Here is a 15,446-nt window from a genome sequence, read left to right as displayed (position 1 = left end):
CCGTCGAGGGTCGCGCGAGATGTTTGGTGGAGTCGATACGAACGCTACCGTTCACTCGAACCCGCGTTGGTACTGGACGGGGACGTCGACGGCGTCCTCGCGGCCGAGTTCGACGGCAGCGTGCAGCGGGAAGTAGGGATCAGAGAGGAACCGTCGGCCGACGATGGCGAGGTCCGCGCGGTCGTTGCGAATAATTGCGTCGGCCTGTTCGGCGGCCCTGATCCCACCGACGGTGCCGATCTTCACGTCGGTCTCGCACTCGTTCCGAATACGTTCGGCGAACCGGAGCTGATAGTTCGGGCCGACCCACTCAATGGCCTGATCCGGGTGAATACCACCCGAAGAGACGTCGATGAGGTCGGCACCGGCGTCGGAGAGGTCGTCCGCGAGCCGAACGGATTGCTCGACGTCCCAGGAGCGACGGTCGTCGAGCCAGTCGGTCGCAGAGATCCGAACGAAAACGGGGCGCTCGTCGCCCATCTCGTCGCGAACGGCCTCGGTGACTTCCCGGAGGATTCGGGTGCGATTCTCGAAGCTGCCGCCGTACTCGTCCTCGCGGCGGTTCGTGACCGGAGAGAGGAACTCGTGGAGGAGATAGCCGTGCGCGGCGTGGACTTCGGCGATCTCGAAGCCGGCCTCCCGAGCGCGGCGCGCCCCCGCCCGAAACGAGTCGACCACGTCGGCGATCCCGTCTCCGTCCAACCGCGTCGTCACGGGGGATTCGTCGTCGTACGGGTACGGAACGGCGCTCGGCGCGACCGTTTCCCAGCCGCCATCGACGGGCTGGAGGGGCTCGCTTCCCTCCCACGGTCGCGTCTTCGACGCCTTTCGACCGGCGTGGGCGAGCTGGATTCCTGGCGTCGCGCCCTGAGATGCGACGAATTCGGCGATAGGGGCGAGTACGTCGCGATGGTCGTCGCTCCAAACGCCGAGATCTTCGGGCGTGATACGGCCGCGTTCCTCGACGGCGGTGGCCTCTGTCAGCACGATACCGGCGCCGCCCACGGCGCGAGAGCCGAGATGAACGCGGTGCCAGTCGGTCGCGAGACCGTCGCGAGCGTCGACGGAATACTGACACATCGGAGACATGGCGAACCGATTTCGAACCGTCGTGTCCCGTATCTCGAGCGACGAGAAGGCATCGTCAGTCATCATCCTGGATACCATACGCGCGGCTATCGGGGTCCGGGCAGCGGTGATATTCACCGGGTCTGTCTTCGTTTCGATCGACCAGCTTCGTTTCGATCGGCCAGTTGGAACCGGCCGCGTGTGTACGAACCGTACAGCGGGAGTGGGTTCTTAGAGCAGGTGTATGTTCTTAGAGCAGGTGTGTTTGAAGGTGTGTTCTTAGAGCAGGTGTGTTCTTACAGCTGGTGTGTTCGGTACCCGTCACCCCTCCGCTCTCGATCGGGTTCCCGACGCTGCTAGCTCGGGATCGGCCTTCGCCTTTCAGCTCGTCTCCGCGATCGCCCGACGGCCGAACGCGGCGTCGAGTGGAGGACCACAATTCTACGACCTGCATCCGCCGGGACCGTGCCCATTTCGGTGACTCCCCTAGCTGGGTCGGGCGCCGCGGGGTCGGCGACGGCCCCGGCGTGAGAAAACATGGTAGACGTACTCGACGTACTCAGACGCGGCATCGCGGCGATCGGCGCGATCATCCTGGTCTTCGGCCTGGCCGGCGTCATCGTCGCCGGCGGCTGGCTGGTCTGGCTCGCCACAGACTGGCTCTACGACTTCCTCCCGCCGACGGAAGCGAGCGCCGCGGCGCTGTTGCTCGTCGCGCTCTACGTCGTCATCGTCGGCGTGATCATCTACTCGCTGGGCGATCTGCGAGCCGGAGCGTCCGAGTGACCGCGGCTCGTCGACGGCGTCGTGCGAGGAGAGTCGTCGCTCGGACCTCGCCAGTCGCTCGGAACGCCATCGGCCGGCACCATCGGTCGTCGAAAACGGCGATCGGAACGTCGTCGGTCAGAAGGTGAGGCGCTCCAGTAGTCGGCGCGTAAACCGCGGCCGGCGCGACGCGTGCGGATAGACCGAGATCGTCGTACAACCGGGGTGGGGAACGGTCGGACTGTCGTCTAACACCTGCGAGGCGAGCGTGTCGTCGGTGCCGCGACGGATTACCACGTCGGGGGCCGACGACTGGAGCGTGTCGGCACCGATGGGCTCGGCACGAACCGGCACGGAGAGCAACTCCGAAAGCTCCGCCTGGTAGTCCTCGATCGTCCGCTCGTACTGTTCCGTCCCGTCGCGATCGGTGGGTTGCCAGAGCGAGACGGCACCGCGGTTCTCGCCGGCGATGGACTCGGCGACGGTCACTGCGAGTGGCGGGAACGGCCCGCGATCGCCGGCGAGGCCGACGCGATCCGGATCGTCGTAGCCGAGATTGTCGACGAGGACGACGTTGCAGGGAGCGTGGCGAACGATCCAGTCGACCGGATCGCCGAGAAGTCGAGAGCGAAGCCGCAGCGGTTCGTGTTCGGCGACGATCGCGTCCACGCCCCGGTCCGCGGCGAGGTTGACGACCGCGTGTTTCGTGTCGTGGCTGACGATCTCGTCGGCCTCGATCGCGACGTCCAGGTCCGCCGAGAGGTCGTCCATCCGTGACTCGAACGAGCGGTCCGCGGCGGACTGCACCGTCACCTCGTCGGTCAGCGGAACCTGGTCGGGCACCTCCTCGAACCGCGCGACGACGACGCGGCCGTCGTCCGCACGAACGAGGTCGGCCGCGATGGCGACGAGCGACCGTTCCCGGTCCGCGTCGAGCCCTTTCGTGAGCGAGACGAGGACCTCCCGCGGCGTCTCGTTCACCGCTGATTCGGTCTCCATGAGCGCTTCCTGGCCGACACGCCGGCGAACCGCGTCCGTCGCCGCGCCCTCGCGGTCGACGCGCGATCGGGCGTAGTAGGCGTACCAGGCCACGCTCCCGACAATGATGAGGACGGCCCCGAGGAAGGCGTCCCGGCCCATCTGTGTCAATAGGACGAGTCCCGAGACCGCGCCGAAGACCTGCACCCACGGATACAGCGGCGACCGGAACTCGGGGTCGTACGCCCCCTCGCCCTCGCGGAACGCGATCACGGCCACGTTGATCAGCGCGAAGACGAGGATCTGGAACGCGCTCGCGAGTTTCGCGATGTTCTGGAGGGGGACGACCGCGATGAGCACTAATAGCACCGCGCCGGTGAGCGTGATCGAGGCGACGGGGGTCCCGAACCGATCGCTCACCGACGAGAACGTCGGTGGCGCCAACTGGTCGCGACTCATGGCGAACGGGTATCGCGACGACGAGAGGATACCCGCGTTGGCCGTCGAGACGAGCGCGAGCATGGCCGCGATGACGACGACGATTTCGCCGACCCCCCCAAGCGTCTCCCTCGCTGCGACGGCCACCGGCGTCAGGGAGCCGGCGACGCTCCCCGGATCGGTGACGCCGACCAGGACCGCCACGATGACGACGTAGAGGATCGTGGTAAACGCGAGCGAGCCGAGGATGCCGAGCGGAATGTTCCGACCCGGATTCTCGACCTCTTCGGCGACGCTCGCGACCTTCGTGACGCCCGCGTAGGAGACGAACACCAGCCCGGTCGCCGCCAGGATCCCGCCGATCCCGTCGTCGAAGAAGTTCGCGTAGTTGGCCGACTGGACGCTGGGCGCGCTGAACGCGGCGAACCAGCCCAGCGCGGCCAGCATGACGACGACGATCACCACCTGCAGTCGACCCGTCTGCTTCGCACCGAGGAGGTTGATCAGTATCAACACCGTCGCGAGCGCCAGTGCGACCAGCTTCATCGGCAGTTCGAGATACAGGAGCAGGTACGGAACACCGCCGACGAGCGCGAGTGCCCCCTTGAACGTCAGGGAGAACCACGTTCCGACGCCGGCGATCGTGCCCAGCAGCGGCCCCATCCCACGCTCGATGTAGATGTAGGTGCCGCCGGCTTCGGGCATCGCGGTCGCCATCTCGGACTTCGAGAGGGCAGCCGGCACGACGAGCAGACCCGAGAGCGCGTAGGCGAGGATGACCGCCGGCCCCGCGGTCTCCAGGGCGAGCGCTGGCAGGATGAAGATGCCGCTGCCGATCATCGCGCCGATGCTGATCGCCAGCACCGACGGGAGGCCGAGGTCGCGTTCGAGTTCCTTCATACGACCTCCGCGATCGCCGCTTCGAACGCGGCCGTTCCGTTCGGAAGCGCGGGGCTCGCGTCGTCCGTCGTCGGCGTCTCCGGTCTCACGGCAGGAATCACCGGCAGTTGGTGACGGATGCTAATAAACTAGGCGATTTAATTGACGGAGTGTCGATACAGAGGACATAATTTTCAACTTCCGTCATCGTTTAGGCGGGCGCGGCGCGTCCCGGCGGGATGGGCGCGGACCGAGAGTATAAACACCCACGGGGCAGAATCGACGACCGATGAAGGATGGCGAACTGGACGCCGTGGACAAGCGCATCCTCTACCACCTCCAGCAGGACGCCCGGGGGACGTCCTCGACGGACATCGCGGCGACGCTCGGACTGTCGTCGAGCACCGTTCGCACCCGACTCAACGCGCTAGAAGAGAGCGGGATCATCCGGGGCTACCACATCGACATCGACTACGATCTCGCCGGCTACCCGCTGTACACCAAGATCATCTGTACCGCACCGGTACCGGAGCGCGACGAACTCGCGAAGGAAGCGCGGAACATTCGAGGCGTGACGGCGGTCCGCGACATCATGACCGGCGAACGCAACGTCTACGTCAACGCCATCGGGACCGACCACGACGACTTGAATCGGATCGGCAAGGAACTCGACGCGCTCGGCCTCACCGTCGTCGACGAACAGCTGATCCGCGACGAGTACGTCTGTCCGTTCCGCGGGTTCGTCGACGATTGGGAGGCGGCGACCGACGAATCGCCCGAAGAGTAACGACCCGATATCGGCGGCGACTGCCGCCGCGTCCGAACGGCGACCCGGAGTCACCACTCCTCCGAGGAACACGCGGCTGTGAGCCCGCAAGTGAAGAGACTCGGGCGCCACCCAGGGGCTATGGTGGCCTTCGGTCGGGACCCTGAGCCAGTCACTCGGCGACACCGCCGACGGGTGACGCGCCGTTCGAAGACCGTACCCGGCTCCGCGAGCGTTCGCAATCGTTAAAAGAACCGAGAGAAGTTATCGGAAACATGACCCTTTCTCTGAAGGCGATCGGCAAACGGTACGCGGATGGGGTCTGGGGCGTCCGGGACGTCGACCTCGAGCTGGACACCGGTATCCACGGACTCCTCGGCCCGAACGGGGCCGGAAAGTCGACGCTTCTGCGGATCATCGCGACCGTGTCGGAGCCCTCCGAGGGATCGTTCGTCTGGAACGGAACGGACGTGACCGACGATCCGGTCACGGTCCGACGCGTGCTTGGGTACCTGCCCCAGGATTTCGGCGTGTACCCCGATCTGACCGCGGTAGAGTTCCTCCAGTATATCGCCGCATTGCGCGGCGTCGACGGCGAGACGGCCGCCGATCGCATCGACGACCTCCTCGCGGTGGCGGGGTTGCAAGACGATCGGGACCGAAAGCTCCGAACGTTCTCCGGCGGCATGTGCCGGAGCGTCGGAATCGTCCAGGCGCTGGTGAACGATCCCGAACTCCTCGTCGTCGACGAGCCGACAGTCGGTCTCGACCCGGAAAAGCGCGTGCAAGTCAGGAATCTCCTCACGGAAGTCGCCCGAGACCGGGTCGTACTTCTGTCGACCCACATCGTCCCGGACGTCGAGGCGACGGCGAACACCGTCGCACTCCTCAGCGACGGCGAGTTGCTCGATCACACGACGCCCGAATCGCTGATCGAGGCGGCCGAGGGGAACGTCTTCGAGGTCCTCGTCCCGCAGTCTGAGGTCGATTCGGTCCGCGCGCAGTACCAGGTCTCGGGAACCGTTCAACGGACGGACGGCGTCAGGATGCGCGTTATAGCGGACGATCGTCCCGCTCCCGACGCCGAACCGGTAGTCCCGACGCTCGAAGACGCGTATCTCAACCGAATCGACCGGGAGGGTGATAGATTCGATGATTCCCGTTAGCGTGTCGCACGCGACCGCCGTCGCTCGGGCCGACTTCCTGCAGCGAATCCGATCGCGGCGACTGCTGTTCGTCCTGGCGATCTTCGCCTTCGTCGGGTACCAGCTCAACGTCGGCGCGTTCGAACTACTGTACCAGGACACCGTCGCCGGAGAGATTGTCAATTACCGTGGCGAGCCGACGTCCGCGTACGTCGGACTCACGACCGGCGTGACGGCGGCGACCGTCCTCCTGTTCTTCGGGTACTCGGTCCTCGGTGGGTCGATCGAACGCGACCGGACGAGCGGCGTCGACGAACTCGTCGCGAGCACGCCGATACGTGATCGCTCGTACCTGCTCGGGAAGTGGCTCAGCCACGTCGGAATGAGTGCGGTGCTACTCGCGACGCTCGGGTTCGCGGCCCTGATCAATCACGTCGTACACGGGAGCGGCCCGACGAATCCAGTCTGGATCCTGGGCGGCGTCGTCGCAATCGGCGTCCCGATCGGCTGCTTCGTCTCCGGCGTGACCGTGCTGTTCCAGTCGAGTTCCTTCTCGCGCGGGACGTTCGGTACCATCGCGTATTTCTTCGGCGCGATGACCCTGCTCACGGCAGTCCTCGCCGTGGGGACCGATCCGTCGGCCGGCCGACCTTCGATCTGGCTCCGGTTGGCCGATTCAATCGGGGTATTCGCGGCCGGGGAGATGACGTTCGCAGCGTTGTTGGACGTTGCGCCGGGATACGACGGCCCGCCGGTCGCGAACTACGGCACCGGAACGAGTACCGGCGAGACCGTACGGTACCGCTGGGACGGCGGGGCGTGGCCGCCGTGGTTCGTCCTCAACCGGTTCGGGTTCGGGCTCGTGGGTCTCGCGCTGGTGCTGTTCGCGACGATCCCCTACGAGCGATTTTCGCGGACCGGGGCTCCGTCGCAGCGGAGCCGGTTCGACCGACTAACCGAATTCCTCGCCGTGATTTTCGGCGACGGGTCGGTGCCGGAACCCGACACACCGGATCCCGCAGCGGTTTCGTTACGCCCGGTCACGGACCGCGACCGAAGCGGGTTCGGGCGACTCCTCGTCCAGGAACTCCGTCTGTTGCTGCGCGGTCACCCGTGGTGGTGGTACGCCGGCGCCGGGGTTATCGCCGTCGTCGGCCTGAACGGCGCCGGTACGACCGGCGTAACCGTGGCAATCGCTGCCATGTGGCCGCTGTTCGTCTGGTCGCCGATGGGCTATCGCCCCATCCACCACCGGATCGTCCCCCTCGTCGTCTCGGCACCACGACCGCAACGCCAGCTTCTCGCCGAGTGGATCGCCGGCGCGATCGTCGCGGGGTCGTTTCTCGGCGTCGTGTACTGGCCGACGGTCCTGGACTCGGGGTTCGGCGGACTCATCGTCCTCGCCGGGTTCGTCTGCTTCGTCCCGTCGCTCGCGCAATGTCTCGGGAGCTGGACGGGGACGCGGCGGGCGTTCGAACTGAGCTACCTCCTGTGCTGGTACGTCGGCCCGCTCAACGGCGTCCCGATGCTGGATTTCGCGGGCGCGACTGGGGAAACCGTCGGGACCGCGACGCCGCTCGCCTTCGGCGTCGTCGGACTCACCCTGTTCCTGGGCGCGATGGTGCACAGACACCGACTCTCGTAGGTTCTGGTCGCCTGCACGCCCGCTCGCCCGGTATCCGCACATTCTTGCGACGGGCGCACGACTGCGCCTGCATGTACCAGGTCGGCATCGTCGGCTGCGGCGTCATCGGGTCGCGTCTCGCGGCCGCGTTCGACGAACACGAGCGAACAGAGATTCGGGTCGTCTGCGACCGCGTGGCCTCGAAGGCCGCGTCGATGGCGGCGGAGTACGGCTGCGAGGCGGTCACCGACGTCGACGACCTCGTCGCCATCGATGCGGTCGACATCGTCTACATCGGCGTCCCGCCGAAGCACCACGCTGCCGTCGTTCGAACCGCGCTGGGTGCGAACAAGCACGTCATCTGCGAGAAACCGATCGCGGAGACCGCCGCAGTCGGTCGCGAACTTACTGAACTCGCACGCGAGAGTGGGCGGACGACCGCGATCAACCTCCCGTTTCGCTACACGCCAGGGTTCGTGGACATGCGCGAACGGATCGCGGCCGGCGAGATCGGCGCGCCGAAACGAGTCGCCCTCCGGTTTCGCTTCCCGCGGTGGCCCCGGGAGTGGCAGGACGTCGACTGGCTCGCCGACCGGGACCAGGGCGGCCCGATGCGGGAGGTCGGGAGTCACTTCGTCTTCGGGACGCAGGAACTGTTCGGCGATATCGGCGACGTGACGGCGGACGTGCGATACACGGGCCCGGAGACGTACGAGGAGTCCATCGTGGGCACGTTCCGTGCCGGCGGGGGCGTCGCGAGCGCCGATCCCGACGGCGAGGACACCGCCGTCGGCGCCGACGGTGGTGGCGCTATCACCGTCGACGAACCGGTTCACGGAACGATCGACCTCCTCTGTGACTGCGCCGGGAGCGAGGAGAACGCCATCACCGTCGAGGGGACCGAGGGGTCCCTGTCGCTGCGGGCGTGGCGCCGGCTCGTCGCCGACCCCGGCGAGGAAGACGAGCGTGTCCTCACCGAGGATCCGGGCGAGACGACCCTCGCGCTGATCGACGAATTCGTGGCCGCACTCGACGGCGGCGACGGCGACCTCGTCTCCGTCGCCGAGGCGACGCGCGTGCAGGCCGTCGTCGACCAGGTTCTCGGGGTCGACACCGCCTGAGAGGGCGTCGGCTCCGTCCCACGCATCGGCCGGATTGGTGTTCGGAACCCGTCCGTCGTCGCGACGGCCGGTCGTCAGTCAGCCGGTCGAGCCTCCACCCCTACCTGTACGGACGAGTGAGTATATCCCGCAGCGGAGCGTACGCAGTACGTATGAGTCAGACTCGGGACGAACTCGAGAGAACGGCCCCGACGACTGGGTCGTTCCCGACGCGATTCGGCGCACTGTTCGCGCTGGGCATGCTCGGCGTGGTCGCGGTCGGCGTCTCGGTTGCGACCGGCGAGGGAGGGGTTCCCGGCCTCCCGCAGCTGTCCGGGCCCGCGGTCGCGGCGCTGGTGATGCTCCAGCCGACGATCCTGCTCACGGTCGCCGTCGGCGTCGGCGTCCTGCTCGCGCCCCGAGTCGGCCTCCGGTCGCACGTCGACGCGCGCGTTCGCGGTGGACCGCCAGTTCTGGGCGCTCTCCGGTCCGAACTGGGCGTAGCAGTGGCGGTCGGTGTGGCGACGTACGTCGCCATCGTGGCGCTCGACGTGGCGTTCGCGCCCCTGGTCGCCACAGACCTCGAATCGGTCACGGTGCTGCCGGAGGTAGCGACGGTCTCCGGACTGCTCGCCAGCCTCCCGGTCCGGCTCCTGTACGGCGGGATCACGGAGGAACTCCTGCTCCGGTGGGGACTGTTGACCGTCTTCGCGTGGGCCATCCACGCCGGCCGCGTCCGGTTCGGCGGTGTCCGCGAGGGGACCGAACACGGGAGACTCGCACGTTCGTCGGCGTGGGCGGCCATCGTCGCCTCTGCGGTGCTCTTCGGCGTCGGCCACCTGCCGGCGCTCGCCACCATCGCGGAGCCGACGGCCGTGCTGATCGTCCGGACCGTCGTGCTCAACGGCGTCGCGGGCCTCGGCTTCGGCTGGCTCTACTGGCGATCGAGCCTCGAAGCCGCGATGGTCGCTCACGCGACGTTCCACGTCGTGCTGGTCGGGCTGTCGGTCGGCGGCCTGCTCCTCGCGTGACCCCGTCGGTCCGAGACACCGGACCCGCCACCGTTGCCCAGGTCCACACGACTTAGTGCCTGGTGGACCTACGACGCGTATGGCCTCCGCGCCCACCAACGAGAGCGACACGTTCGATATCGGCGGCGAACTGACGGTCAGCCGACTCGGCTTCGGCGCGATGCGCATCACCGGCGAGGACATCATCGGCCCGCCGGCGGACGAAGACGAGGCGAAAGCCGTCGTCCGGCGCGCCGTCGAACTCGGCGTCGACTTCGTCGACACGGCGGACTCCTACGGTCCCGGCGCGAGTGAGCGCCTGCTGGGCGAGGTGCTCGGCGACGGCGCGGACGACCGACCCACCGACGCCGGCGACGTGGTCGTCGCCTCCAAAGCCGGCTTGCTCCGCAACCGCGAGGGCGATTGGCTCCCCCACGGCGATCCGGACTACCTGCGGAATCAGGTGCTGTGTAGCCTCGACCGGCTCCGGACCGACCGGATCGACCTCTATCAGTACCACCGCCCGGACCCCGATACCGACTTCGCCGAGTCGGTCCACACCTTCGCGGAGCTGAAGGACGACGGCGAGATCGGCCACGTCGGCCTCTCGAACGTCACCGTCGACCAGCTCGAGACCGCCATGGACATCGTCGATATCGCGACCGTGCAGAACCGCTACAACGTCGGCTACCGCGAGGACGAGGCCGTCCTGCAGGCCTGCGAGGACCACGACGTCGGCTTCATCCCCTGGGGGCCGATGTACACCGTCGACGAGGACGGCGTCGCCGACACGCTGGCGGCCGTTGCGGGGAGACACGACGCGACGCCGCGCCAGGTCGCGCTGGCCTGGCTCCTCGAACACTCGGACGTCACACTCCCGATTCCGGGCACGTCGAGCGTAGATCACCTGGAGGCGAACGTCGCGGCGTCGCACCTGGAACTGACCGACGAGGACGTGACGGAACTGGACGACGTCGCGTAGTCGAGGTCGACGACCGCCGTTTCAGGACCGACGACGGCGCGTCCTCGAGCGCGCTCGTTCGGAGACGGACCGACGATGGCACGGTGTGCCGACGGCTGTCTCAGTCCGACCGTGTCCGGTTCGCGTCGGGAGTCGGCGTCGGCAGCGCGCGGAGCGCCCGCGGCGGGAGTAAGAAGTTGCCCCGCCGTTCGACCGTCACGTACTGCAAGATGCCGTTGTTCAGCCGTTGACCGACCGCCGACGTCTCGGCGAGGTCGGTCCCGTTCATCGCCTGGCGCGTGTCGACGAAGTCCCCGATCGACCGCTGCAGCGAGAGGAAGTGGAGGGTGGCTCGATCGTCGTCGGTCGAGTCGAAGTCCCGGCGGAGGAGCAGCGGCGAGTCGTCCTCGCGCGCCCGGGCCGCCTTCTGGGCGTGACCGACCGCGCCCTCCGTGCGAGCGTCGTCGCCGGCGTGGGCCGGACAGTTCCCGAGCCCGCTCGAATTCCCGAGGGAGTGGCCGGCGCCTTCGACGCGGTCGTCGGCGGCGTGAGCGGGACAGAACATCGTGGCGACGCGCTGGTCGCGGGTGTCCTGTTCGTACCACTGGTGGAGGGTCAGTCGGAGGAGCGAGAGTTGCTGGGTCGTCCCGCCGGCGAATGGGCCCGCCTGGATCGTCACGCGCTCCTCGCTGGCCTGATTCTTCTCGAAGCCGGACTTGAATCCCATGTACATCGGGGCATCTTCGGGCACCGGTTTCGAATCGGGGACGTCCGACACGTCCTGGTTCTCGGCGGGGAGGCCCTCGCCGACGAAGCCCGTGCGTCGATCCACTCGCTCGAAGACGCCGTCGAACGTCGCGTCTACGGAGACGCCGTTGAGTTCGTCCAGCTCGCCGCGTAACGCTTCCTCGGCCGCCAGCACGACGGAGCCGTGGTCACTCGCCAGGTGGACGACGGCGTCGGGGCGGTCGAGCTCGGGGTCCTCGAAGGGAGCCAGGGCCTCGGGTTCTCTCAGATCGACCGAGTCGGGAAGCGATTCGTCGAACCGAGCGAAGTACGACGGCGAGTAACTCATCGTACAGAGGAGTCCGTCGTGGCTCCGTTCGTACGCTCGCTCGAGCGTGCGAAACGCGTTCTCGACCGTCTCCCGGTCGGCGTCGCTCGGCGCTCCGTCGCGCGCGTAGTCGAACAGAATGAGGACGCGGTGGCGCGGCGCGAGGTGATTGCCGTACTCGTCCGTCGCGAGGGCGTCGTTCCAGGCGTGCTGTCGCGCGGGAAGGGTCGAGAGGTCCTCCGGGCCGTGCGGAACGTCGGCCGGTTCGTCCGCGCGTTCGAGGCAGGCCGAGAGCGCCGCCGACCCGCCGATAGCGACGGCCGCTCTGGTAACGTCGCGGCGCGAGAGGGAGTCGTGTGAGGGAGAGACCATCTGACGTGGTTCCTGGCGTGGTCGCTCGGGGACGATCCGGCGCGGAGAGCCGCTCGGCCCGGCGTCCCGTCGAACGAATCTAACCGATCGTTGGCGGCTGGCGAACGTAAAATTGGCGGAAGGCGTTCAGGGGTGACCCAGTGCCCCCCGGTCCGATTCGAAGCGGCGATCGTCGGTCGAGACGCCACCCGTGGCCGGTTCGAATCACAATTCGTATGCTGGCAGATCGCGAAGGACCGGCGATGGAGCGTCGCGAGTTCGTCGGAACGGGCGCGACTCTCGCGGGCGCGCTCGCAGCGGGGTGTATGGAGTCGACCACGTCGCTGTTTCAGTCTGATGACCGTCCCCGCGAGCCACCAGTCGTCGAGGATCGACCGGACGCGGTGTACGTCCCGACGCACACCGAGGGCATGGAGATGGCCGGGATGACCCAGGCCGGGCCGTACACGATCGCGCTCTCGTACAGCTTCCCCCACCGGTTCTGGACCGTCCGCGGCGACGAGGCGGAACGGGTGTACGTCCAGGATCCCGGTTCGGCCCACCTCATGCTGACCGTCTGGGACACGGAAACCGAGGTCGTCGTGCCGGTCGGGAGTCCGACGATCGAGCTCAGGCGGGCCGATGGATCGTCCGTCGACCAGCGATCGCTGTGGCCGATGCTCAGCCAGACGATGGGCGCACACTTCGGCGACAACGTGCCGTTCCCCGACGACGGCACGTACACGGCCACCGTCCAGCTCGCGCCTCTCGCAGTCCGACGGACGGGCGACTTCGCGGGCCGCTTCGACGAGTTCGTCACCGCCGATATCGAGTTCGACTACAGTCGCGACGCGCGCGACGGCGTCGACGTGCGGGAGTATCCGAACGAGCAGGGACAGCGAGGCGTCGCGCCGTCGACGGCGATGGACATGCCCGTGGCGACCGTTCCGGACGAAACGACGCTTCCCGGCACCGTGCTCGGCGACGCGACGAGCGGAGACGCCACGTTCGTCGCGACGGTCGTCCACGACGGCGCTCGATTCGCCAGCGGTGGGACTGCCGGGAGCTACCTCGCCGTCTCGCCGCGGACCCCCTACAACCACTTGCCGCTCCCGTTCACGTCGCTGGCGGCGACGGTCACCCGCGGCTCCGAGACAAGTTTCGACGAGTCGCTTCGGGCCACGCTCGATCCCGAACTGAAGCTCCACTACGGTGCTCCGATCGAGGGATTCGAGTCGGGCGACGTCGTGACCCTGTCCGTCGATACACCGCCGCAGGTCGCTCGCCACGAGGGGTACGAAACCGCGTTCCTCGCGATGTCCGACGTCGAGTTTACCGTCTGAACCGTCGATAGCTGTTGCCCAGCGTCGAGAACGGGCGACCGCATCGCCGGCGACCGACCGTCGACCTCGTGAGGAGATCGCATTGCTGTCGGAGACAGCGTCCGAGCGAGGACAGACGACCCGCCGGTAACGTCGAAGGAACGAGGCACTCTCAGCGAACGGTGTCGACTGCCTCGATCGCGACCTGTCGGTAGTGGCTCGTCAGTTCACACACCACGAGCCGATCACGCGGGTTCGGGCCGACCAGCACGATGACACCACCGAAGGTGATCAGTCCGGCCAGCGTCCCAACACCGACCGCGGTCCAGCCGTCGAGCGCCCACCGAACGCCGGCCATGACGCCGGCCATCGCGATTCCGGCGGCGAGTGGGGTGAGGAAAGTCGTATCGAACGGCCACAGCCCCTCGAACCGCCTGAGCAGGAGTACCTGGAGGGAGTTCTGCACGCCGATGGCGACGCTGGTCCCCAGGGCCGCACCGATCAGGCCGAACTGGAGGACGAACAGCGTCGTGAGCGTGAGGTTGAGGACGGCCAGCAGCCACTCCAGCCACAGCTTCGGGTAGTGGTTGTTCGTCATCGAGAGGAGGATCCCCGTCGCGCCGACGGCGTTGCCGACGAACCGGCCGACGAGGAAGACGAGGAGGATCTCGTAGCCGCGGGTGTACTGCGGACCGAAGATGGCGAGCAGGTCTCCGCCGAAGACGGCGAGGACGACGATCATGGGAACCGTCGCAGTGACGATGAGTCGTGTCACTGTCGTGTAGACGTCGTTCAGCGTCGCCACCCGACCGCGGGCGTAGAGGTCCGACGCGACGGGCGGCATCAGCTGGTTGAACGCGATCAGCGGGATCGCCGCGAGGCCGACGAGCACGAGGACGACGTTGTAGATCCCCGCAGCCGTCGCGGTGAGCAACACGCCGATCAGGATCACGTCGACGCGGGTGCGGATCAGCCGCCCCACGCCCGAGAGCGCGCTTGGAACCGCGTGATCGAAGAAATGTCGGGCCTCCGAGCGGAGACCGCGGACCGTCGGTCTGACGCCGACGGTGCCGATCGTGATGGGATAGGCCGCGACGGCGAGGGCCCCCACGGTGACGACGAGCGCCCCGACGACGCCGACCACGGAGTAGCCGAGGCCCACGGCCGCGGCCGCCGCGACCAGCCGGACGGCCGGGCGGAGGATCCGGTTGAGGAGTACCTCGCCGTTGGCCGACTTCGCCGCCTTGAGCGCCGTGGCGTGCATCCGGACGAACGCCAGGAGGACGAGCAACACGCCGAAGAGACGGAGCGCCTCGGGAAACGCCGGCTGGTCGATCGTCGCGGCGTTGATCGGCTCCGCGGCGAGGACGAAGCACGCGGCGAGGAGTACCGACGTGACGAGCGTCGACAGGTACGCGAGTCCCAGGGATCGCCGCTGGCGCTCCGGTTCGTCCGCGAACGCCGGCAGATCCCGCAGGAGCGTCATGTCCGCGCCGAGGTTCGCGAAGCGAAGGACCATCGAGACCAGACGCCAGCCGAACGCGTAGACGCCGTAGAGTTCCGGCCCCAGCCCACGCGTGAGGATGGCCTCGATCCAGATGGAGAGACCGCGTTTGACGGACACCCCACCGCCGGTGACGACCGCCCCGTGAGCGATCGAGAGGAGGGCGTCGCGCTCGTCGGCGGGCACCTCGTCGGTGGCCGTCGTCTCGTCGGCTCCGACGACGTTGGCTGGGGGTTCGTCTTTGGCCGTAGAACCGGCGACTGCAGGTGGTTCGACGCCAGGGGAGGGTCCGTCGTCACTCACGACTCGAGTCTACGTCGAGAGACCCACCCCGGTCGGATAAGGCGCGCGAAAGCGGGTCACCTCGCCGTGACACGTGGCGGATGCGCGGGACGTATCGCCCGCCGGAAGGCGCCGCCCAGCAACAAGCCTTACGTTGGTGGAACGTATGCTTTCCAGTATGGAAAGTACCCTTTCCACT

At 67.6% G+C, this 15,446-nt stretch carries 12 protein-coding genes; 8 read left to right on the top strand and 4 right to left on the bottom strand.

From position 1 onward, the window contains the following. Positions 1-51: 51 nt before the first annotated feature. A complete protein-coding gene (locus NO366_RS07130) occupies positions 52-1,152 on the bottom strand; it encodes an NADH:flavin oxidoreductase/NADH oxidase (protein ID WP_256533637.1) in 1,101 nt (366 codons plus the stop codon). 453 nt (positions 1,153-1,605) lie between these two features. Between NO366_RS07130 and NO366_RS07125 the strand changes: the two genes are divergently transcribed. Then, positions 1,606-1,854, top strand: coding sequence for a hypothetical protein (locus tag NO366_RS07125; protein WP_256533636.1), 249 nt, complete (start codon positions 1,606-1,608; stop codon positions 1,852-1,854). A gap of 117 nt (positions 1,855-1,971) precedes the next feature. On the opposite strand, the gene NO366_RS07120 is transcribed toward NO366_RS07125, so the two are convergent. Next, a complete protein-coding gene (locus tag NO366_RS07120; RefSeq protein WP_256533635.1) occupies positions 1,972-4,149 on the bottom strand; it encodes an amino acid permease in 2,178 nt (725 codons plus the stop codon). Between the two features lie 268 nt (positions 4,150-4,417). Here NO366_RS07120 and NO366_RS07115 point away from each other — a divergent pair, with 268 nt between their 5' ends. The 6 genes from NO366_RS07115 (at position 4,418) to NO366_RS07090 (ending at position 10,755) form a co-directional block, all read left to right on the top strand. Continuing rightward, the gene (locus NO366_RS07115; protein WP_256533634.1) at positions 4,418-4,915 is read left to right on the top strand and encodes an Lrp/AsnC family transcriptional regulator; all 498 of its coding nucleotides are present in this window, start codon (positions 4,418-4,420) and stop codon (positions 4,913-4,915) included. Between the two features lie 254 nt (positions 4,916-5,169). Continuing rightward, positions 5,170-6,060, top strand: a complete 891-nt coding sequence (locus NO366_RS07110) for an ATP-binding cassette domain-containing protein (protein ID WP_256533633.1) — start codon at positions 5,170-5,172, stop codon at positions 6,058-6,060. Beyond that, complete coding sequence (locus NO366_RS07105; RefSeq protein WP_256533632.1) at positions 6,047-7,684, top strand: ABC transporter permease; 1,638 nt, start codon at positions 6,047-6,049, stop codon at positions 7,682-7,684. The genes NO366_RS07110 and NO366_RS07105 overlap by 14 nt, the downstream gene beginning before the upstream one ends. A gap of 71 nt (positions 7,685-7,755) precedes the next feature. Then, on the top strand, positions 7,756-8,784 hold the full coding sequence (locus NO366_RS07100; RefSeq protein WP_256533631.1) for a Gfo/Idh/MocA family protein: 1,029 nt from the start codon (positions 7,756-7,758) through the stop codon (positions 8,782-8,784). A gap of 152 nt (positions 8,785-8,936) precedes the next feature. Beyond that, on the top strand, positions 8,937-9,794 hold the full coding sequence (locus NO366_RS07095; RefSeq protein WP_256533630.1) for a CPBP family intramembrane glutamic endopeptidase: 858 nt from the start codon (positions 8,937-8,939) through the stop codon (positions 9,792-9,794). Positions 9,795-9,873: 79 nt separating this feature from the next. Next, a complete protein-coding gene (locus NO366_RS07090) occupies positions 9,874-10,755 on the top strand; it encodes an aldo/keto reductase (protein ID WP_256533629.1) in 882 nt (293 codons plus the stop codon). Between the two features lie 100 nt (positions 10,756-10,855). On the opposite strand, the gene NO366_RS07085 is transcribed toward NO366_RS07090, so the two are convergent. Continuing rightward, entirely contained in the window at positions 10,856-12,160 is a 1,305-nt protein-coding gene (locus tag NO366_RS07085; protein WP_256533628.1) for a DUF7405 family protein, read from the bottom strand. Between the two features lie 242 nt (positions 12,161-12,402). Here NO366_RS07085 and NO366_RS07080 point away from each other — a divergent pair, with 242 nt between their 5' ends. After that, on the top strand, positions 12,403-13,482 hold the full coding sequence (locus NO366_RS07080) for a DUF7350 domain-containing protein (RefSeq protein ID WP_256533627.1): 1,080 nt from the start codon (positions 12,403-12,405) through the stop codon (positions 13,480-13,482). Positions 13,483-13,633: 151 nt separating this feature from the next. On the opposite strand, the gene NO366_RS07075 is transcribed toward NO366_RS07080, so the two are convergent. Continuing rightward, complete coding sequence (locus NO366_RS07075) at positions 13,634-15,268, bottom strand: oligosaccharide flippase family protein (protein WP_256533626.1); 1,635 nt, start codon at positions 15,266-15,268, stop codon at positions 13,634-13,636. Between the last annotated feature and the right edge of the window lie 178 nt (positions 15,269-15,446).

Origin of the sequence: Halovivax cerinus (assembly GCF_024498195.1) — an archaeon.
Taxonomy (GTDB): Archaea; Halobacteriota; Halobacteria; order Halobacteriales; family Natrialbaceae; genus Halovivax; species Halovivax cerinus.
The sequence above is the reverse complement of the archived record's forward strand: the minus strand, read 5'-3'. Positions and strand labels throughout refer to the sequence as shown.